The 18673-nt window shown below is 60.6% G+C and carries 19 protein-coding genes; 9 read left to right on the forward strand and 10 right to left on the reverse strand.

Annotated features, from left to right (window positions below; genetic code table 11):
* Positions 1 to 8: 8 nt before the first annotated feature.
* From ACR52_RS01135 to rpoE, 4 genes are all read right to left on the reverse strand, one after another.
* The gene (locus ACR52_RS01135) at positions 9 to 1448 is read right to left on the reverse strand and encodes a DegQ family serine endoprotease (protein WP_048719533.1); all 1440 of its coding nucleotides are present in this window, start codon (positions 1446 to 1448) and stop codon (positions 9 to 11) included.
* A 234-nt stretch (positions 1449 to 1682) separates the two neighbouring features.
* A complete protein-coding gene (locus ACR52_RS01140) occupies positions 1683 to 2645 on the reverse strand; it encodes a MucB/RseB C-terminal domain-containing protein (RefSeq protein ID WP_048719535.1) in 963 nt (320 codons plus the stop codon).
* A gap of 16 nt (positions 2646 to 2661) precedes the next feature.
* Entirely contained in the window at positions 2662 to 3249 is a 588-nt protein-coding gene (locus tag ACR52_RS01145; RefSeq protein WP_048719537.1) for a sigma-E factor negative regulatory protein, read from the reverse strand.
* A gap of 32 nt (positions 3250 to 3281) precedes the next feature.
* Entirely contained in the window at positions 3282 to 3863 is a 582-nt protein-coding gene (gene rpoE / locus ACR52_RS01150) for an RNA polymerase sigma factor RpoE (RefSeq protein ID WP_003172477.1), read from the reverse strand.
* A gap of 462 nt (positions 3864 to 4325) precedes the next feature.
* On the opposite strand from rpoE, the gene nadB reads away from it, so the two are divergent.
* The gene (nadB, locus tag ACR52_RS01155) at positions 4326 to 5942 is read left to right on the forward strand and encodes an L-aspartate oxidase (RefSeq protein ID WP_048719569.1); all 1617 of its coding nucleotides are present in this window, start codon (positions 4326 to 4328) and stop codon (positions 5940 to 5942) included.
* Here nadB and ACR52_RS01160 read toward each other — a convergent pair.
* The gene (locus tag ACR52_RS01160; RefSeq protein WP_048719571.1) at positions 5911 to 6357 is read right to left on the reverse strand and encodes a protein YgfX; all 447 of its coding nucleotides are present in this window, start codon (positions 6355 to 6357) and stop codon (positions 5911 to 5913) included. The two genes, nadB and ACR52_RS01160, sit on opposite strands and share 32 nt — an antisense overlap.
* Positions 6341 to 6595, reverse strand: a complete 255-nt coding sequence (locus ACR52_RS01165) for an FAD assembly factor SdhE (RefSeq protein ID WP_048719573.1) — start codon at positions 6593 to 6595, stop codon at positions 6341 to 6343. Before ACR52_RS01165 ends, ACR52_RS01160 begins: the two co-directional genes overlap by 17 nt.
* A 140-nt stretch (positions 6596 to 6735) precedes the next feature.
* Here ACR52_RS01165 and ygfZ point away from each other — a divergent pair, with 140 nt between their 5' ends.
* A complete protein-coding gene (gene ygfZ / locus ACR52_RS01170) occupies positions 6736 to 7677 on the forward strand; it encodes a CAF17-like 4Fe-4S cluster assembly/insertion protein YgfZ (RefSeq protein WP_048719576.1) in 942 nt (313 codons plus the stop codon).
* A gap of 36 nt (positions 7678 to 7713) precedes the next feature.
* Positions 7714 to 8535 carry an HDOD domain-containing protein gene (locus ACR52_RS01175; protein WP_048719578.1) on the forward strand — a complete coding sequence of 274 codons (822 nt, stop codon included), beginning with the start codon at positions 7714 to 7716 and terminating at the stop codon, positions 8533 to 8535.
* Here ACR52_RS01175 and ACR52_RS01180 read toward each other — a convergent pair whose 3' ends face one another.
* Complete coding sequence (locus tag ACR52_RS01180; RefSeq protein ID WP_048719581.1) at positions 8536 to 9921, reverse strand: sensor histidine kinase; 1386 nt, start codon at positions 9919 to 9921, stop codon at positions 8536 to 8538.
* Positions 9914 to 10585: a response regulator gene (locus ACR52_RS01185; protein ID WP_048719583.1), complete on the reverse strand. Its 672-nt coding sequence runs from the start codon at positions 10583 to 10585 to the stop codon at positions 9914 to 9916. The genes ACR52_RS01180 and ACR52_RS01185 overlap by 8 nt, the downstream gene beginning before the upstream one ends.
* 246 nt (positions 10586 to 10831) lie before the next feature.
* Between ACR52_RS01185 and ACR52_RS01190 the strand changes: the two genes are divergently transcribed.
* From ACR52_RS01190 to ACR52_RS01210, 5 genes are read left to right on the forward strand one after another with little or no spacing between them, the layout of a single operon-like run.
* Positions 10832 to 12127 carry an OprD family porin gene (locus ACR52_RS01190; RefSeq protein ID WP_048719585.1) on the forward strand — a complete coding sequence of 432 codons (1296 nt, stop codon included), beginning with the start codon at positions 10832 to 10834 and terminating at the stop codon, positions 12125 to 12127.
* A 27-nt stretch (positions 12128 to 12154) separates the two neighbouring features.
* Entirely contained in the window at positions 12155 to 13144 is a 990-nt protein-coding gene (locus ACR52_RS01195; RefSeq protein WP_161799283.1) for a Bug family tripartite tricarboxylate transporter substrate binding protein, read from the forward strand.
* A 59-nt stretch (positions 13145 to 13203) separates the two neighbouring features.
* A complete protein-coding gene (locus ACR52_RS01200; protein WP_048719588.1) occupies positions 13204 to 13662 on the forward strand; it encodes a tripartite tricarboxylate transporter TctB family protein in 459 nt (152 codons plus the stop codon).
* A gap of 1 nt (position 13663) precedes the next feature.
* A complete protein-coding gene (locus tag ACR52_RS01205; RefSeq protein ID WP_048719590.1) occupies positions 13664 to 15178 on the forward strand; it encodes a tripartite tricarboxylate transporter permease in 1515 nt (504 codons plus the stop codon).
* Positions 15171 to 16211, forward strand: a complete 1041-nt coding sequence (locus tag ACR52_RS01210) for an AbrB family transcriptional regulator (RefSeq protein ID WP_048719592.1) — start codon at positions 15171 to 15173, stop codon at positions 16209 to 16211. The genes ACR52_RS01205 and ACR52_RS01210 overlap by 8 nt, the downstream gene beginning before the upstream one ends.
* Before the next feature lie 34 nt (positions 16212 to 16245).
* Here the strand turns inward: ACR52_RS01210 and ung are convergent, their stop codons facing one another.
* Positions 16246 to 16938 carry a uracil-DNA glycosylase gene (gene ung / locus ACR52_RS01215; protein WP_048719594.1) on the reverse strand — a complete coding sequence of 231 codons (693 nt, stop codon included), beginning with the start codon at positions 16936 to 16938 and terminating at the stop codon, positions 16246 to 16248.
* A 136-nt stretch (positions 16939 to 17074) separates the two neighbouring features.
* Between ung and ACR52_RS01220 the strand changes: the two genes are divergently transcribed.
* Positions 17075 to 18187 carry an enoyl-CoA hydratase/isomerase family protein gene (locus tag ACR52_RS01220; protein WP_048719596.1) on the forward strand — a complete coding sequence of 371 codons (1113 nt, stop codon included), beginning with the start codon at positions 17075 to 17077 and terminating at the stop codon, positions 18185 to 18187.
* Positions 18188 to 18191: 4 nt separating this feature from the next.
* Here the strand turns inward: ACR52_RS01220 and ACR52_RS01225 are convergent, their stop codons facing one another.
* Complete coding sequence (locus ACR52_RS01225) at positions 18192 to 18623, reverse strand: DUF3757 domain-containing protein (RefSeq protein ID WP_048719598.1); 432 nt, start codon at positions 18621 to 18623, stop codon at positions 18192 to 18194.
* Positions 18624 to 18673: the final 50 nt, after the last annotated feature.

Below are 18673 nucleotides of genomic sequence, written 5' to 3' on the forward strand. Positions count from 1 at the left end.
CTAGCGGATTACTCAGCCAGCTTGAAGGTAATGAAGCTGGCACGGCCCTGACGCAATACGCGCATCGACACAGAGCGGTTCTTCGGCAACGCCTTGGCGATGTCGGTGAACTGCTTCGTGTTGTCGATCGCCTGATTGTTCAGGTGGGTGATCACGTCACCCGGTTGCAGGCCGATCAGGGCTGCAGGACCGTCCTGCACTTCCTTGATCACTACACCGCTTTTGAGGTCGAAGCTCTTCTTCTGCTCCTCCGTCAGCTCGGAAACAGCAATGCCCAGGCGATTGCTACTGCGCTCAGCACCCGGCTTGCTGTTACCAAGGGCATCCAGAGTCGCGCCTTCTTCAGGGATGGCGCCAACGGTCAGTTCAACGTTCTGGCGCTTGCCCTCACGAATCACTTCCAGCTTGGCCTTAGTGCCCGCCTTGAGTGCGCCTACCAGGTGTGGAAGGTCGGCAGACATAACGATCGGCTGGCCGTTCATGCTCAGGATCACGTCGCCGACTTGCAAGCCGCCTTTGGCAGCCGGACCGTCGTCCTGGATTTGCGCGACCAGGGCACCGGCCGGCTTGTCGAGACCGAAGGATTCAGCCAGGTCCTTGTTCACTTCCTGGATTACCACGCCCAACCAGCCACGACTGACCTTGCCACCATTTTTCAGCTGGTTGGATACATCCATGGCCACGTCGATTGGGATGGCGAACGACACCCCCATGAAACCACCGGAGCGGGTGTAGATCTGCGAGTTGATCCCCACCACTTCGCCCGCCAGGTTGAACAGCGGACCACCGGAGTTGCCCGGATTGATCGGCACGTCGGTCTGGATGAACGGCACGTAGTTTTCGTTTGGCAGGCTGCGGCCAATGGCGCTGACAATGCCCTGGGTGACGGTATGGTCAAAGCCGAACGGCGAACCGATCGCTACTACCCATTGCCCGGCCTTCAGGTCCTGGGATTTACCCAGTTTCAGTACCGGCAGGTCCTTGCCTTCAATTTTCAGCAGGGCCACGTCGGAGCGTGGGTCGGTGCCCACCAACTTGGCTTTCAGCTCACTGCGATCGGCCAGGCGTACGAGAATCTCGTCAGCGTCGGCAATCACGTGGTTGTTGGTGAGAATGTAGCCGTCCGGCGAGATGATGAAGCCCGAGCCCAGGGACTGCGCTTCACGCTGGCCACCGCCGCCGCCACGAGGGGCACGCGGTTGCGGCATGCCACGCTCGAAGAACTCACGCAGCATCGGCGGCAGGCCTTCAAGATCGGGCATCTGCTGATTGGAGACTTTGCGATCCGGCAGCTTTTGCGTGGTACTGATGTTCACCACGGCAGGCGAAGCTTGCTCAACCAATTGGGTGAAGTCAGGCAGCTCGGCCGCTTGCGCGGTCACGGCCTGACCCAGCACAAATACTGTGGCAACTATGGATAGGTAAGACTTCAAACGTGGTATCGACATACAGCTCCCGTTACGACGAGCAGGGTTGAGCGACAGGGTTCAAGAAACGCCGAAAGCTGCGACCGACGTTTTTGTTCCGCGAACAAAACAAGGCCAGAGCCGACAAGCCCTGACCTATAAAAAACATGGGGGATTTTTGCAAGTGAAAATACTGATCCAGACATTTCATGCTCTCGGCAGCCAACCTGGCATGAACTTAGATTGAAAGGTCAGGATGAACATAGGATTAACGGTTCACGGCTTGGCGACTGGCTTTTTTTCGCCGCGCACCGACAGCGCGATGCGTTCGGCAGTGCCGATGGGTATTTCGCCGACAACCGTCACCATCATTTCGCCATCCACGGTGTTAAGGCGGCGAGACACGGCAACCGTTGGGCCTAATTGAGTACGCGTTTCCGTCACGCTTGCGTCGCTGATTGGCTCAAGAAACACCGAAAAACGTGCCAGCCCATCCTCATACATCAAGCTGTCGACAGTTGCCTTGGTCTGGGTGTCTTTGCGTGCGCTGCGATTGGTCAGCTGGAAACCGGGCGGCAACCATTCCAGGTGCCAATCCTCGGTAGCCTGCACTTGCGGCGCCTTGACGTTGGCGACCTCGATGGGCGTGCATTCGCTGCTCGGCTGTAAATCGCGATCATCAAGAGCCAGTGAGGTGTTCAATCGCGTGAACTGGAAGCGTTCCAGCAACTGTCCCTGATCGTTAAGTAGCAGGGACTTAAGGGGCAACGCGGTCTCACGGTCCAGGTGCAACTCAAAACCATAGCGGTATTGGTCACGCGGCGTAATCGACACAATGACCGCATTACGACCGGCCACGCGAGATTTGCCGATGAGGGCGAGTTCGTAGAATTGAGTGAGTTTTTGCGGATCAAGCGCACGTGACGGTGCATCACGCGAATTACCCAGGCCGGCGACTAGATTGCCGCTGACGCATTGAGTACGACCATCTACGCGCACGACTTCCTGGGCAGAGCCATCGAGCTGTAAAAGCCGCTCACGGACCTGACCATGCTGGACACGGTGCCAGATATCATGGGTAGAAAAACTGCCATTACGCTCGTAGACGAACGTACCTTGAAAGCTTTGCTGCTGCTCTGCACGCCCAAGTCGGGTCAGCCAGTCTTGGGCTTCATCGGCATGGGCGGGTAGTGCAAACCAACCACTGAGCAAAAGCGTAAGGAGCGGTATGGCGCGCATAGGGCCCCTTAGCGGTTTAGCGGTTTTCCAGGCTTGCAGCGCGAGCGTATGGCAGAGCGCTTTCAGTGCCTTTCAAGGCCGATTCCTGTGCGTGTTGGCGCAGGTAGCCTGGAAGACGCTGATCTTGCCAGCCGGATTGCCCTTGAAGCACGCCGTTGGCCATCGGGCCGGTGCTGTCGGAGCTTTCCTTGTAGCCGGCCAGTACGGCTGGGCCTTTGACTTGCGGACCAGCCATGACCGGTTGCTGAGTCTGCTGGGCCAGTTCGGCACCAGCGATTTCGTCCTGGTTATACAGACGAACACCCGCCAACACTGCAACGGTCACCGAAGCAGCCACTGCCAGACGACCCAGGCTACGCCATGGACCACGAGCAGCTTTTGTCGGAACGGCTTCATCAGCCAGTGCAGCAGAAACGGCCGCAGCAATATCCAGACGAGGGATTAGAAGATCCTTGTGCATCACCGCCCGAGCGACTTGGTAACGAGACCAGGTATCACGGGTTTCGGCATCATCAAATGCATTAAGCACTCGACGAAGTTCCAGTTCATCCGCTTCGTTATCCATCACTGCGGACAGCGATTCCTGCAGGGCATCACGACTCATGGCGGTTCCTCTCTTGGCTGTCGCCGCTGTCTTTAGTTTTCCTGCAACAACGGTTGCAAGGCTTTATCGATGGCTTCCCGGGCCCGGAAAATCCGTGACCTTACAGTCCCCACCGGACACTGCATGACGCTCGCAATGTCTTCATAACTCAGACCATCGAATTCACGTAAAGTTAACGCCGTACGCAAATCTTCTGGCAGTTGCTGAATTGTGCGATGAACGGTTCCTTCGATCTCGTCGCGCAGCAATGCACGCTCCGGCGACTCGAGATCTTTGAGGCCGTGATCACCATCATAAAATTCTGCATCTTCTGAACTTACATCACTATCCGGTGGGCGGCGTCCGCGAGACACCAGATAGTTCTTCGCCGTGTTGATGGCGATTCGGTATAGCCACGTGTAAAACGCACTATCACCGCGAAAGTTACCAAGCGCACGGTATGCCTTTATAAAGGCTTCCTGTGCAACGTCCTGCGCTTCATGGGTGTCGTGCACAAACCGCACGATCAACCCGAGAATTTTGTGCTGGTATTTCAGCACTAGCAGATCAAAAGCTCGCTTGTCGCCGCGTTGTACGCGCTCGACCAGCTGCTGATCCTCTTCCTGGGTTAGCATGAACACTCCTCGTTGTACTTGAAGGAGGCTTGCATAACTAAACGATCAGGCTTGCAAACATAGACTCGGACTTTTCGCAAAAGTTCTCCCCCTCCAAGCAAGTTTCCGGCATGCACTGATTTGGCACACACGAAAAACGCAGCACGGGCAATGCCGGCTGCGCGAATAATCTTGTCGCCGGTTTTCTGACGCGTCCAATGCTCCCGACGGGCCAATAAACTCAACGTTTTCCCAGCTTTCGGGCAACCTGCTATTGAGTGGACGCTTATGCAAAAAGTTCCCGCATCAATAACCAGCCGATTTTACCCCAGCCGTGCACCGTAATCTCACATTGCCACGAATGCCCGGCTATTGTGCCGGTCCCCCCCTCTATATACTAGTGGCCCGTGTGACCCTTTGATTCGCCGATCCAGGCGTCCTGTTCGCGCCACTCCGTGGATCGCTTTTTGCGGAATCCTTCCAATGAGCCAACAGTTTCAACACGATGTCCTGGTGATCGGTAGCGGCGCGGCCGGCTTGAGCCTTGCACTGACCCTCCCCGGCCACCTGCGCATTGCGGTACTGAGCAAGGGCGACCTGGCCAATGGCTCGACATTTTGGGCCCAAGGCGGCGTAGCCGCCGTGCTGGACGACACCGACACGGTGCAATCCCATGTCGAAGACACCCTCAACGCCGGCGGCGGTCTGTGCAACGAAGACGCTGTACGTTTCACCGTCGAGCACAGTCGCGAGGCCATCCAGTGGCTGATCGATCAGGGCGTGCCTTTCACCCGCGACGAACACGCGGGCAGCGATGACGGCGGATTCGAGTTCCACCTGACCCGCGAAGGCGGCCACAGCCACCGTCGTATCATCCATGCCGCCGACGCCACCGGTGCCGCGATCTTCAAGACCCTGCTCGAACAGGCACGCCAACGCCCCAACATCGAATTGCTGGAGCAACGGGTTGCCGTCGACCTGATCACCGAAAAACGCTTGGGCCTGCCCGGCGAACGCTGCCTCGGCGCCTACGTGCTCAACCGCAGCAGCGGCGAAGTCGACACCTACGGCGCGCGCTTTACGATTCTCGCCTCAGGCGGCGCGGCCAAGGTCTACCTCTATACCAGCAACCCCGACGGCGCCTGCGGCGATGGCATCGCCATGGCCTGGCGCTCCGGCTGCCGGGTGGCCAACCTGGAATTCAACCAGTTCCACCCCACCTGCCTGTATCACCCGCAGGCCAAGAGTTTCCTGATCACCGAAGCGCTGCGCGGTGAAGGCGCCCACCTGAAACTACCAAACGGCGAGCGCTTCATGCAGCGCTTCGACCCGCGCGCCGAACTGGCCCCGCGCGATATCGTCGCCCGGGCCATCGACCATGAAATGAAGCGCCTGGGCATCGATTGCGTCTACCTGGACATCAGCCACAAGCCCGAAGCCTTCATCAAGACCCACTTCCCCACGGTCTACGAGCGCTGCCTGGCGTTCAACATCGACATCACCAAAGGCCCGATCCCAGTGGTGCCGGCCGCGCACTACACCTGTGGCGGCGTGATGGTCGACCAGCACGGCCGCACCGACGTGCCCGGCCTGTATGCGATCGGCGAAACCAGCTTCACCGGCCTGCACGGCGCCAACCGCATGGCCAGCAACTCGCTGCTTGAATGCTTCGTCTACGCCCGTTCGGCGGCCGCGGACATCCTCGAACAACTGCCGCGCATCCCCGTACCCGCCGCCCTGCCCCGCTGGGACGCGAGCCAGGTCACCGATTCGGACGAAGACGTGATCATCGCCCACAACTGGGACGAGCTGCGGCGCTTCATGTGGGACTACGTGGGGATTGTGCGCACCAACAAACGCCTGCAACGCGCTCAACACCGGGTGCGGCTGCTGCTGGACGAAATTGACGAGTTCTACAGCAACTATAAAGTCAGCCGTGACCTGATCGAACTGCGCAACCTGGCCCAGGTGGCGGAACTAATGATCCGCTCAGCCATGGAGCGCAAGGAAAGCCGAGGTCTGCATTACACCCTCGACTACCCGCAGATGCTGCCCGAGGCCCGCGACACTATTCTGGTGCCAACCACCTACGGCGGCTGAACTTAAGGCGAACCCGCAGGCGCCGGTGCACATCGGCGGCCTGCGAATCCTTGGGCACACAGATCGAACGAACGAGAGCATCACCTGGCAAGCGATAGCGCAGCACCACGATCAACGGCAGCGCAAGGCTGTCCGGACGCAGCTGCACGCTGTGCCAGCCCCGCGCGGCGCTGAACAATTGCCAGCCGTCTTCATCGCGGCGCAGGCCACGAATAGACGAACGGTGAGTCAGCAAGATATGGCGCGGCAACACCCAGGCAGCGTGCGCCAGGCACACCACCGACCCGAGGAAAGCAAAAGGAAGCTCGAGCACCAACAGGGCACCCAGCGCGAACAGCTGGGCAAGCAGATACGCCGCCAGCAACAGCCGTGAGGCCTGCCAGCGGCATTGGAAGGTATTACTTGGGCTGGACACGATCCAGAATCATCCGAACCATGCGCTGCAGCTCCGGGTCTTCCGATTCGGCGCGTTCCATGAACCAGCCGAACATGTCCTGGTCTTCGCACTCCAGCAGGCGGACGTAAACGTCGCGATCTACCTTATTGAGGGTTGAATAAACCTCTTTGACGAATGGCACCAGCAACACATCCAGCTCAAGCATGCCGCGGCGGCTGTGCCAATAGAGGCGATTGAGTTCTACATCTTCGACCATGGAGCGCTCCTCAAATAGAGCGCAAGTATACAGGCCCGACGGCACCGGAACAGTCGGCTTTGGTCGCCCCATACGGAAACTATCCATTTGGCGGGCGCCCCTCTATGATGCACCCATGACTTTTTGACCTGCGATGACCCATGGCTGACTCTGCTTTCTTCTGCTCCCTGTCCCACGAAGGCGTTCTCGCCGTCCGCGGCTCCGACGCTGCCAAATTCCTGCAGGGCCAGCTCACCTGCAACCTCAATTACCTGAGCGACACCCAGGCCAGCCTCGGCGCGCGCTGCACGCAAAAAGGGCGCATGCAGTCGAGCTTCCGCATCCTGTTGCAGGGCGATGGTGTGCTCCTGGCCATGGCCTCCGAGCTGTTGGAACCGCAGCTGGCGGACCTGAAAAAGTACGCGGTGTTCTCCAAATCCAAACTCACCGACGAAAGCGCTGCCTGGGTGCGTTTCGGCCTGGCGCATGCAGACCCGACCCTGCTCAGTCTCGGCCTTGAGCTGCCGGCCGAGACCGACAGCGTCGCGCGTGCGGATAATGTAATCGCGATTCGCGTTTCCCCCGGCCGTGCCGAGCTCTGGGTGCCTGCCGAACACGCCGACGCCGTGCGCAGCCAATTGGCCGCGCACCTTCAAGAAACACCGCTGAATGATTGGCTGCTGGGCCAGATCCGCGCCGGTATCGGCCAGGTCATGCCACAGACCCGCGAACTGTTCATCCCACAGATGCTCAACCTGCAGGCCGTGGGCGGCGTCAGCTTCAAGAAAGGCTGCTACACCGGCCAGGAAATCGTCGCGCGCATGCAGTACCTGGGCAAACTCAAGCGCCGCCTGTACCGCCTGAGCCTCACTGCGGCTGAATTGCCCGAGCCAGGCACCCCGCTGTTTTCCCCCAGCCACAACAGCGCAATCGGCGAAGTGGTGCTGGCGGCAAAAGCTGACCAAGTGATTGAACTTCTGGCAGTACTACAAGCCGAAGCTGCCGAGAGTGGCGATGTGCACGTAGGCACACTGGAAGGCCCCGGTTTGCAACTGCTTGACCTGCCCTACCAGCTCGACCGTGATCGAGAGATCCAGCGCTGATCGCCGTACCTTTTTGCAACACCCTAGAGAGCATGAATGAACAAGCTGGCGGAGAAAGTCCAACAGGCTTTAGTGACGGCCATCGATAACGATGACCTGGTTCTGCCGACATTACCGGAAGTGGCCCTGAAAATTCGTCAGGCCGCCGAGGACCCGGAAATCAGCATCAGCCACTTGAGCAAAGTGATCGGTCGCGACACCGCCCTCTCCGCTCGCCTGATAAAAGTGGTCAACAGCCCACTGTTGCGCGCGACCCAGGAAGTGACCGACCTGCACACTGCTATTACCCGACTGGGCACCAACTACAGCAGCAATCTGGCTATCGGCCTGGTGATGGAACAGATCTTCCACGCCCGCTCCGATGTGGTTGACCAGAAAATGCGTGACGTGTGGCGCCGCAGCCTGGAAGTGGCTGGCGTGAGTTATGTGCTGTGCCGCAATCACAGCCAGCTCAAGCCGGACCAGGCCGCACTGGGTGGCCTGGTACACCAGATCGGCGTGCTGCCGATCCTGACCTACGCCGAAGACCATTACGAACTGCTCTCGGACCCGGTCAGCCTGAACCACGTGATCGACAGCATCCACCCGTTGTTGGGGGACAAGCTACTGGGCGGCTGGGACTTCCCGGAAATGCTGGCGAAACTGCCCGGCCAATACCTCGACCTGGAGCGCGACTCGGCCAGCCTCGATTACATCGACATCGTCCAGGTAGCAGTGCTGTATTGCCATCGCGGCACCGATCACCCCCTCGCAGACGTACCTGCCTCCACCTTGCCGGCAATCAAAAAACTGCGGGTTGACCCCTACAGCGAGAGCCTTCGCGCAGAGCTGGATGAAGCACGGTCGATGTTCTACTGATCAACCGGCGATAAAACTCACCCGCACCTTCAACCCCGCCAGTTCACCATCATGCAGACTGATCTGCGCCAAATGTGCGCGACAGATTTCGCCGACAATCGCCAGGCCCAAGCCTGACCCCATGCCTTGCTGGCTGCGTCGGTAGAAGCGCTCGAACACCCGGTCCCGCTCATCCAGCGGAATACCCGGCCCGTCATCTTCCACCTCCAATACCGCCGGTGCCGTCACCCGCAAGATCACATTGCCACCGGGCGGCGTATGAGCGAGGGCGTTGTCCACCAAATTGCTCAGCAGCTCATTGAGCAGCGTCGGTTCGCCGCGCAACCACACCGGTTCATCCGCCTCCAGGGCCAGCGCGACGCCGCGCGCATGCGCCAACGGCGCCATGGCCATACCCAGTTCGCGGGCCAACTGGCTGAGGTCCAGCAACTGCGCGCCACCTTCGGCAATGGCGCGGGCGCCATTTTCGATGCGCGCCAGGGAGAGCAATTGATTGGCCAGGTGAGTCAGGCGGTCGGTGCCTTGGGCGGCGCTTTCCAGAGTGCTGCGCCAGGTGGCCGGGGCGTCGCTGCGCAGGCCCAGTTCCAGACGCGCCTTCAGCGCTGCAAGCGGGGTGCGCAGTTCGTGGGCCGCGTCGGCAATGAATTGCGCCTGGCGCTCGAACTGGCCGCGAAGCCTTTCAGTGAAGTGGTTGAGGGAGCGTACCAGCGGGCCGAATTCATGCTGCACTTCCACCAGTGGCAACGGGCGCAAATCGTCGGGCTGGCGCTCTTCCACCGCCGTACGCAGGCGCTCCAGCGGGCGTAGCGCCGCACTCACGGCAAACCACACCAGCAACAATGCGCCGATGGCGAGCATGCCCAGGCGCAGCAGGGTATCGGCCATCAGGCTGCGGGCCATACTGACCCGTGCTTCATCGGTTTCGGCCACGCGAATTTCCGCCATGCCGTTCATGTTCGGCTCGGAGACCGCCTTGAGCAGGCTCACCACCCTCACCTCCTGCCCCTGATACTTGGCGTTATAGAAGCGCGCCAGGGCCGGATAGTCATCGGTACGCGGCGTGCCGGGCGGTGGGCCGGGAAGGTTTTCGTAACCGGAAATCAGCTTTTTATCGATGTCGTTGACCTGGTAATAAATGCGCCCCGCGCTGTCGTAGGCAAAGGTGTCCAGGGCCACGTACGGCACGTTGGCACTGAGCGTGCCGTCCACCTGGGTCAGGCCGGCGGCGATGGTCCGCGCCGAGGCCAGCAAAGTGCGGTCGTAGGCGGTGTCGGCGGCTTCGCGACCATTCCAGTAGGCGCTCATACCGCTGGCGAGCATCAACAGCACCAGCAACAGCGCCAGGTTCCACAGCAGGCGCCAGCGCAGGCTGCTGGGCTTATGCATCGCGGGCTTCCAGCAGGTAGCCAAGGCCACGGAAAGTCACGATGGCGATGGGTTGGCCGTCGAGTTTCTTACGCAGGCGGTGCACGTAGATTTCGATGGCATCCGGGCTGGCTTCTTCATCCAGGCCGAACACCTGGGAGGCCAGTTGCTCCTTGCTCATCACCCGGCCAGGACGCGCGATCAGGGCTTCAAGCACCGCTTGCTCGCGGGAGGTGAGGGTCATCAACTCGCCACCTACCGTGAAGCGGCGAGTGTCGAGGTCATAGACCAGCACGCCGCAGGTCTGCTGGCGCTCGCCACCCAACACGCTGCGGCGCAACAGCGCCTTGACCCGCGCCTCCAGCTCCGTCAGTTCAAAGGGCTTGGCGAGATAGTCATCCGCGCCGAGGTTCAGGCCATGCACGCGGTCTTTCACATCACTGCGCGCCGTCAGCATCAGCACCGGCAGATTTTTCCCACGCGCCCGCAAGCGCGCCAGCACCTCAAAACCATCCATGCGCGGCAGCCCCACGTCGAGGATCACCGCCGCGTATTCCTCACTGCTCAAGGCCAGGTCCGCGGCCACGCCATCGTGCAGCACGTCGACGGTCAAACCCGTGCTCTTGAGCGCTTGGGCGACACTTTCGGCGAGTTGCAAATGGTCTTCAACCAGGAGGACACGCATGTATTTCTACCTCATGAGGGGTGGTCGGCGCGGCTTTTTATTGACCCGCTGGCCGGCGAGTTTACAGGCGCCGCCTGCGCTGTGAAGCCCGAAAACATTGAAAGGCCACTGAAAGGTTAGTGAAAGCTTCGCCCTTTAGCATCCAGCCACGGTGGGTCATGCCCGCCGAGCTACCTGATACGTAGCACCCGAAAAACGCCTCGAAGCGTTTTCGCCAAAATAAGAACAATAACGGAGTGCACCACGATGCTGTCGACACAGCCCCAGGCTTGCCCGCCTGTTCGCTTTTCCCGCCTGACCCAGACCGCCCTTGCCAGTGCCGCTGCCCTTGCCGGCTTTTCGCCGCTTATTAGCCAGGCTGCCTTCTTCGAAGACAGTAGCGCGACCCTGGAAACCCGCAACATGTACTTCAACCGCGACTTCCGCGACGGCACCCGCTTGCAGCAATCCAAGCGCGACGAATGGGCCCAGGGCTTCATGCTCAACCTGCAATCAGGCTACACCGACGGCACGGTCGGTTTTGGCGTGGATGCGCTGGGCATGCTCGGGGTCAAGCTCGACTCAAGTCCCGACCGTACCGGCACCGGCCTTTTGCCCACCCATGACGACGGCCGCGCCGCCAACGAGTATTCCAAGCTGGGCCTGACCGGCAAAGTGAAGGTCTCCGCCACCGAGTTGAAGATCGGTGCGCTGATCCCCGAACTGCCGATCCTCAAGCCCAACGACGGTCGCATCCTGCCGCAAACCTTCAACGGCGGCCTGCTGACCTCCAAGGAATTCAAGAACCTGGTATTCACCGGTGGCCGTCTCGACAAGGCCAAGGACCGCGATGACACCCACTACGAAGACATCGCCCTCAACAACAAGAACAGCCGCTTCCTCAGTGGCGCCACCGGCAAGCATTTCAACTTTGGCGGTGTCGACTACAAGTTTGCCGACAAGATCACCGGCAGCTACCACTTCGCCCAACTCGATGACGTCTACCGCCAGCACTTCCTCGGCCTGGTCGCCGCGCGCCCGATGGGCCCCGGCACCTTCGGCACCGACCTGCGCCTGGCCATCAGTGATGACACCGGCGCAGCCCGTGGCGGCAAGATCGACAACACCTCCCTCAACGGCCTGTTCAGTTATGCCCTCAATGGCCATAAGCTCAGCGCCGGCTACCAGCACATGTCTGGCGACAGCGCTTTCCCGTACGTGGATGGCAGCGACCCGTACCTGGTTAACTTCGTGCAGATCAACGACTTTGCCGGCGCGCAAGAGCGCTCCTGGCAGGCGCGCTACGACTTCGACTTCGCCAAGCTTGGGATTCCTGGCCTGAGTTTCATGAGCCGTTACCTGTCAGGTGACAATATCAAGCTCAAGAACGGCGACACCGGCAAGGAGTGGGAACGCAACAGCGAGATCAAGTACGTGGTGCAAACCGGCACGTTCAAGGACGTGGCCGTGCGCCTGCGCAACGCCACCTACCGCTCCAACTATTCAGCCCGTGATGCGGATGAAATGCGCTTGCTGGTCAGTTACAGCGTTGCACTCTGGTAGTAGCCCCTCATAACAAAAAAGACGGAGATCACCATGACCCTTTCACTGCGTAAATTTGCCCTCGCCGCCGGCTGCATGCTGTTCGCCGGCCAGTTGCTGGCCGCCGACGAACCCAAGCGGCCGGAATGCATTGCCCCGGCCTCCCCCGGCGGTGGTTTTGACCTGACCTGCAAACTGGTGCAAAGCGCGCTGGTCAACGAGAAGCTGCTGAGCAAGCCAATGCGTGTGACCTACATGCCCGGCGGCGTGGGCGCGGTGGCCTACAACGCCGTGGTCGCCCAGCGCCCGGCAGACGCCGGCACCCTGGTGGCCTGGTCCAGCGGTTCGCTGTTGAACCTGGCCCAGGGCAAGTTCGGACGCTTCGATGAGAGCGCCGTGCGTTGGTTGGCGGCGGTTGGCACCAGCTACGGGGCTATCGCGGTGAAAGCCGACTCACCCTACAAGACCCTCGACGATCTGGTCCAGGCATTGAAGAAAGATCCGAGCAAAGTGGTGATCGGTTCCGGCGGCACCGTCGGTAGCCAGGACTGGATGCAAACCGCACTGATCGCCAAGGCCGCCGGGATCAACCCGCGCGACCTGCGTTACGTAGCCCTCGAAGGCGGCGGGGAAATCGCCACCGCTCTGCTCGGCGGCCACATCCAGGTGGGCAGTACCGACATCTCCGACTCCATGCCGCACATTCTGAGCGGTGACATGCGCCTGCTGGCGGTGTTCTCCGAAGAGCGCCTGGACGAGCCGGAAATGAAGAATATTCCGACCGCCAAAGAGCAAGGCTACGACATCGTCTGGCCGGTGGTACGCGGTTTCTACCTCGGGCCAAAAGTCAGCGACGAAGACTACGCCTGGTGGAAAGCTGCGTTCGACAAACTGCTGGCCTCCGAGGAGTTCGCCAAGCTGCGTGACCAGCGCGAGCTGTTCCCGTTCGCCATGACCGGCCCGGAGCTGGACACCTACGTGAAGAAACAGGTGGCTGACTACAAAGTGCTGGCCAAAGAGTTCGGCCTGATCCAGTAATCGCCTCTCTGTCGCGCGGCCACGCCCTTTGAACAAGGGGCGTGGCCCAGGAGTTCTACATGCTCTTACAACGCATTTTCGCCGGCATTCTGCTACTGGCCTGCGCCGGCCTGGCACTGATGGCCTGGCCGTACCAGGCGTCGTTTTCCTACGAACCAGTGGGTCCTCGGGCCTTCCCGCTGCTGATGCTCGGGCTGATGAGCCTGGCGCTGATCTACATGCTGTTTCGTCCGCAGCCGACCAAACACACCGAAGAAGAACCTGCGCTCGACCGCGACACCCTGATCAAGATCGGCGTGTGCGTGGTGCTGTTGCTGGTGTTCGCCGGCACTTTCGAACCGCTGGGCTTCATCCTCAGCAGCATGCTGATCGGCATCCCCATGGCGCGCCTGTATGGCGGCCGCTGGTTACCCAGCGTGGTGATCGTCAGCCTGATGGCCATCGGTCTTTATCTGCTGTTCGATAAAGTCATGGATGTGCCGCTGCCCCTCGGACTGCTCGACGTTCTGGAGAACTGATATGGATACTTTTGGCTATTTGGGCCAGGGCTTCGGCGTTGCGCTGTCCCCCTACAACCTGGTGACCGCCCTGTGCGGCACCTTGATCGGCACCGTGGTCGGCCTGTTGCCGGGCCTGGGCCCGATCAACGGCGTGGCGTTGTTGATCCCTATCGCGTTCGCCCTGGGCCTGCCGCCTGAATCGGCGCTGATCCTGCTGGCGGCCGTGTACCTGGGCTGCGAATACGGCGGCCGTATCAGCTCGATCCTGCTGAACATCCCGGGCGAAGCTTCCACTGTAATGACCACCCTCGACGGTTACCCGATGGCCCGCAAAGGCCTGGCCGGTGTGGCGCTGTCACTGTCGGCATGGAGTTCGTTCATCGGCGCGTTTATCGCTACCTGCGGCATGGTGCTGTTTGCGCCGCTGCTGGCAAAATGGGCGATTGCCTTCGGCCCGGCGGAATATTTCGTGCTGATGGTGTTCGCCATTGTCTGTCTCGGCGGCATGGCCGGTGACAAACCGCTGAAGACGTTTGTGGCGGCGCTGATCGGCCTGTTCCTCTCCGCCGTTGGCATCGACGCCAACAGCGGCGTGTACCGCTTTACCGGCGATAACATCCACCTGACCGACGGCATCCAGTTTGTGGTGTTGGTACTCGGTTTGTTCTCCATCAGCGAGATTCTGTTGCTGCTGGAAAAAACCCACCGTGGCCAGGAAGCGGTAAAAGCCACCGGGCGCATGATGTTCAACTTCAAGGAAGCCTCGTCGGTGTTCGTGGTGAACATCCGTTGCGGCCTGCTCGGTTTCATCATGGGTGTACTGCCAGGTGCCGGTGCGACCTTGGCGTCAGCCGTTGCCTACATGACCGAGAAACGTATCGCAGGTGCCAGCGGCAAATTCGGACAAGGCGACATGCGCGGTCTCGCCGCCCCGGAAACCGCGATCGGTGCTTCCGCCTGCGGCGCACTGGTGCCGATGCTGACCCTCGGCGTACCCGGTTCGGGCACCACTGCAGTGATGATCGGCGCCCTGTCGCTGTACAACATCACGCCGGGCCCGCTGCTGTTCCAACAGCAACCGGACATCGTCTGGGGCCTGATCGCGTCGTTGTTTATCGCCAACACCATGCTGGTGATCCTCAACATTCCGATGATCCGCATCTTCACCCGTATCCTCGCCGTGCCGAACTGGGCGCTGGTGCCGGTGATCGCGATCATCACTGCGATCGGTGTGTATGCCGTTCACGCCACCACCTTCGACCTGTTCCTGATGGTGGGTATCGGCATCTTCGGCTACATCCTGCGCAAGCTCGACTTCCCGCTGTCGCCGGTGTTGCTGGGTTTTATCCTCGGTGGCTTGATGGAGCAGAACCTGCGCCGCGCGCTGTCGATTTCCAACGGTGAATTGCAAATCCTCTGGTCCAGCCCGATCACCTTCGGTGTATGGGTACTGACCGCGTTGATGCTGCTGTTCCCGCTGGTGCGCATCTACCGCAAGCGTGCCCTGCAGCGTCGTGCCGTGGCCGATGTCTGAGGTCACCTTTAAACATTGGTGGGGAACACCGCTGGTCGGCCTGGCCGGCGGTTACCTGGCCAGCCTCGTCGGCTGGCCTTTGCCGTACATGGTCGGCTCGTTGCTGGCGATCATTCTGGTGCGTTGCCTCACGCCGTGGCAGTTGGCGGAGATACCCGGCGGTCGCAAATGCGGCCAATGGGTGGTGGGTATCGGCATCGGCCTGCACTTCACCCCAGTGGTGATCGAGCAGGTGATGAGCCACTTCGGGCTGATCTTCTTCGGCGCGCTGGTCACCAGCCTGTCGAGCGTGGTTGGCGTGTGGTTGATGCGCCGCAGCGGTGAGGACCGCGCCACCGCATTTTTCTCCAGCATGCCAGGCGGTTCCGGAGAGATGGTCAACCTCGGCGCACGCAATGGCGCGGTGCTCAGCCGTGTCGCGGCGGGGCAGAGTTTGCGGGTGCTTGTGGTGGTGCTGTGTGTGCCGGCAATTTTCAAATACTTGCTGGACGCCGGCGCGCCGCAGTTTCATCCGGCGCCCGTGAACTGGACTTGGCTGGCGCTGCTGTTTCCAATTGGCGCGCTGGTTGTCTGGGGATGGCAGCGCTTGCGTCAGCCAAACCCGTGGCTGTTCGGGCCTTTGCTGGTGAGCGCGACAGCCAGCGTGGTGTGGGACCTGCACATCGGCCTGCCTGACGGCGGCAGCCAGATCGGCCAGTGGCTGATCGGCAGCGGCTTGGGGTGCCACTTCAACCGTCAGTTCTTTCGGCGTGCGCCGTCGTTCATGGCGCGCACGTTGGTCGGTACGGCGTTGACCATGGCACTCGCAACATTAGCGGCAGTGGGACTGAGTGCGTTGACTCATCTGGATCTACGCTCGCTGACCTTGGGCATGATGCCCGGTGGCATTGCCGAGATGAGCCTCACGGCAGAGACGCTGCAACTGTCGGTGCCGTTGGTGACGGCAATGCAGGTGATGCGCTTGTTGTTTGTGCTGTTCCTGGCGGAGCCGTTGTTCCGGCACTGGAACCGTCAACCGGACAAACCGTTGTAGGAGCCAGGCTTGCCGGCTCCTACACTAATCAGGGTCAGAGTGGCGGCAACCGCCACTCAATCGGCGTTTCACCATTCTGCTCAAGAAATTTATTGGTCCGGCTGAAATGCCCGCAGCCCAAAAACCCGCGATACGCCGACAACGGCGACGGGTGCACCGACGTCAGCACCAGGTGCTTGGTCGCGTCGATCAGCTTCTGCTTGCCCTGCGCATGGGCGCCCCACAGCAGGAACACCAAATGCGGCTGATGCTCGCTGACCACCTCGATAATCCGATCGGTAAAAAACTGCCAGCCCTTGCCGGCATGAGCGTTGGCGTTGGCGCGCTCCACGGTCATGGTGGTGTTGAGCATCAGCACGCCCTGGTCGGCCCAGCTTTGCAGGTAGCCGTGGCTGGGAATGTCGATGTTCAGGTCGCGCTTGAGCTCTTTATAGATGTTGACCAGGGACGGCGGCGCCGGCACGCCTGGTTGCACCGAGAAACACAGCCCGTGGGCCTGGCCAGGGCCGTGGTAAGGGTCCTGGCCGAGGATCACTACCTTGACCTTGTCCAGCGGCGTGGAGTTGAGGGCGTTGAAAATCAGCGGGCCGGGCGGATAGATTTCCTTGCCAGCCGCGTGTTCCTGGCGCAGGAATTCGCGCAGCTGAGCCATGTACGGCAGCTCGAACTGATCCTGCAGGGCGTGTTTCCAGCTGGGTTCGAGTTTGATACGGTCGCCTTCGGTCATGGTCGGATCATCGTGTAAAAAAAGAATGCGCGAACCCTAGGAAAGCCGACCCCGCTTGTCAATTGATCTGACACACAACCGGCACTTTCCCTGGAAGCGATCATACTCAACCTTCACTTTCTCGATTGAGGTTACGATGAACCTGCACTTCGAAGAGCTGACCGGCAGCGACGGTGCCCGCATCGGCATCGCCAGCCTGGACGCTGAAAAGTCCCTCAACGCCCTCTCCCTGCCGATGATCCTGGCCTTGGGCGAACGCCTGGATGCCTGGGCCAAAGACCCGAACATCGTCTGCGTGCTGCTGCGCGGCAATGGCCCCAAAGCGTTTTGCGCTGGTGGCGAAGTGCGCAGCCTGGCCCAGGCCTGCCGGGAACATCCGGGCGAAGTGCCGGCCGTGGCTGCGCAGTTTTTTGCCGCGGAATACCGCCTCGATTACCGGCTGCACACTTACCCCAAACCGCTAATCTGCTGGGGCCACGGCTATGTGCTGGGCGGTGGCATGGGCCTGCTGCAAAGCGCGTCCGTGCGCATCGTCACCCCGAGCAGCCGCCTGGCCATGCCGGAGATCAGCATCGGCCTGTACCCGGACGTCGGGGCCAGTTGGTTTCTGTCGCGACTGCCGGGCAAGCTCGGATTATTCCTTGGCCTCACCGGTGCACACATCAACGGCCGTGATGCCCTCGAGTTGGGCCTGGCTGACCGCTTCCTGCGCGATGACCAGCAAGACGAACTGCTCGAAGGCCTGCTGCAACTGAACTGGCAGGAACAGAGCGCCATGCAGCTCAACAGCCTGCTCAAGGCCCTGGCCCAGGAAGCCGTCGACCAGCAACCCGAAGCGCAATGGCTGCCGCGCCGCGCACAGATCGACGAATGGCTGGATGTGAGTGATGTGCGGTGCGCCTGGCGCGCCTTGAGCCTGTTGCGTGACCACGCCGACCCGCTGTTCAGCCGCGCCGGCAAGACCCTCAGCGAGGGCTGCCCGCTGACGGCGCACCTGGTATGGGAACAGATCCAGCGCGCCCGCCATCTGTCCCTCGCCGAGGTATTCCAGATGGAATACACCTTGAGCCTGAACTGCTGCCGGCATCCGGAATTCAGCGAAGGGGTCCGTGCGCGGTTGATCGACAAGGACCAGAAGCCCCACTGGCATTGGCCGGACATCAATACGATCCCGGAGGCAGTGGTGCAGGCGCACTTCAACAAAGCGTGGGAAGGTCGGCATCCGCTAGCGGACTTTTCCTACTTTTGACAGGTTACCGCTTCGGTATTTTGACGGTGAATTTGCAGTTATCGGGCTGACTGTCCTGGCAGATATATACCGGTAGGCCGAGGGGGTCGGTGGCGAGTTGCCAGTGCAGAGTGCTTGTCAGCGACATCGTTTCTGCCTCCCCCGGCTTGCCATACCGCAAGTCCACGCGCCGGCCGTTATTGGTCAGGTAGCTGCACTTGTCGACATAGCCTTTTTCCCGCTCGTTCGTATTGCCCGGGGTAAAAATGGCGCCAATAAACTGGTCGATAAAATCCTGTTGACCGATCTTCTGGCTTTGCCAGCGTACTGGTCGAGTCGTCGTCTGAAAGTAGCCGTCAACGTATTTGATCATTGACGTATAGGGGCAGCCTTGCTCCGCTTTCACATTTGAAATACCGGCCACCATCAGAAACACACACACCATTAGCTTGATCATCAGGAAGTTCCATTAGCTCAATGGGAACACAAAAGGCGCAACGGCCTCTT

It is taken from the genome of Pseudomonas fildesensis (assembly GCF_001050345.1).
GTDB lineage: Bacteria > Pseudomonadota > Gammaproteobacteria > Pseudomonadales > Pseudomonadaceae > Aquipseudomonas > Aquipseudomonas fildesensis.

Excerpts from the sequence above, each read along its gene's own strand:
- ACR52_RS01135 (WP_048719533.1), bottom strand. The coding sequence starts at position 1,448 with ATGTCGATACCACGTTTGAAGTCTTACCTATCCATAGTTGCCACAGTA.
- ACR52_RS01140 (WP_048719535.1), bottom strand. The coding sequence starts at position 2,645 with ATGCGCGCCATACCGCTCCTTACGCTTTTGCTCAGTGGTTGGTTTGCA.
- ACR52_RS01145 (WP_048719537.1), bottom strand. The coding sequence starts at position 3,249 with ATGAGTCGTGATGCCCTGCAGGAATCGCTGTCCGCAGTGATGGATAAC.
- rpoE (WP_003172477.1), bottom strand. The coding sequence starts at position 3,863 with ATGCTAACCCAGGAAGAGGATCAGCAGCTGGTCGAGCGCGTACAACGC.
- nadB (WP_048719569.1), top strand. The coding sequence starts at position 4,326 with ATGAGCCAACAGTTTCAACACGATGTCCTGGTGATCGGTAGCGGCGCG.
- ACR52_RS01165 (WP_048719573.1), bottom strand. The coding sequence starts at position 6,595 with ATGGTCGAAGATGTAGAACTCAATCGCCTCTATTGGCACAGCCGCCGC.
- ygfZ (WP_048719576.1), top strand. The coding sequence starts at position 6,736 with ATGGCTGACTCTGCTTTCTTCTGCTCCCTGTCCCACGAAGGCGTTCTC.
- ACR52_RS01175 (WP_048719578.1), top strand. The coding sequence starts at position 7,714 with ATGAACAAGCTGGCGGAGAAAGTCCAACAGGCTTTAGTGACGGCCATC.
- ACR52_RS01180 (WP_048719581.1), bottom strand. The coding sequence starts at position 9,921 with ATGCATAAGCCCAGCAGCCTGCGCTGGCGCCTGCTGTGGAACCTGGCG.
- ACR52_RS01185 (WP_048719583.1), bottom strand. The coding sequence starts at position 10,585 with ATGCGTGTCCTCCTGGTTGAAGACCATTTGCAACTCGCCGAAAGTGTC.
- ACR52_RS01190 (WP_048719585.1), top strand. The coding sequence starts at position 10,832 with ATGCTGTCGACACAGCCCCAGGCTTGCCCGCCTGTTCGCTTTTCCCGC.
- ACR52_RS01200 (WP_048719588.1), top strand. The coding sequence starts at position 13,204 with ATGCTCTTACAACGCATTTTCGCCGGCATTCTGCTACTGGCCTGCGCC.
- ACR52_RS01205 (WP_048719590.1), top strand. The coding sequence starts at position 13,664 with ATGGATACTTTTGGCTATTTGGGCCAGGGCTTCGGCGTTGCGCTGTCC.
- ACR52_RS01210 (WP_048719592.1), top strand. The coding sequence starts at position 15,171 with ATGTCTGAGGTCACCTTTAAACATTGGTGGGGAACACCGCTGGTCGGC.
- ung (WP_048719594.1), bottom strand. The coding sequence starts at position 16,938 with ATGACCGAAGGCGACCGTATCAAACTCGAACCCAGCTGGAAACACGCC.
- ACR52_RS01220 (WP_048719596.1), top strand. The coding sequence starts at position 17,075 with ATGAACCTGCACTTCGAAGAGCTGACCGGCAGCGACGGTGCCCGCATC.
- ACR52_RS01225 (WP_048719598.1), bottom strand. The coding sequence starts at position 18,623 with ATGATCAAGCTAATGGTGTGTGTGTTTCTGATGGTGGCCGGTATTTCA.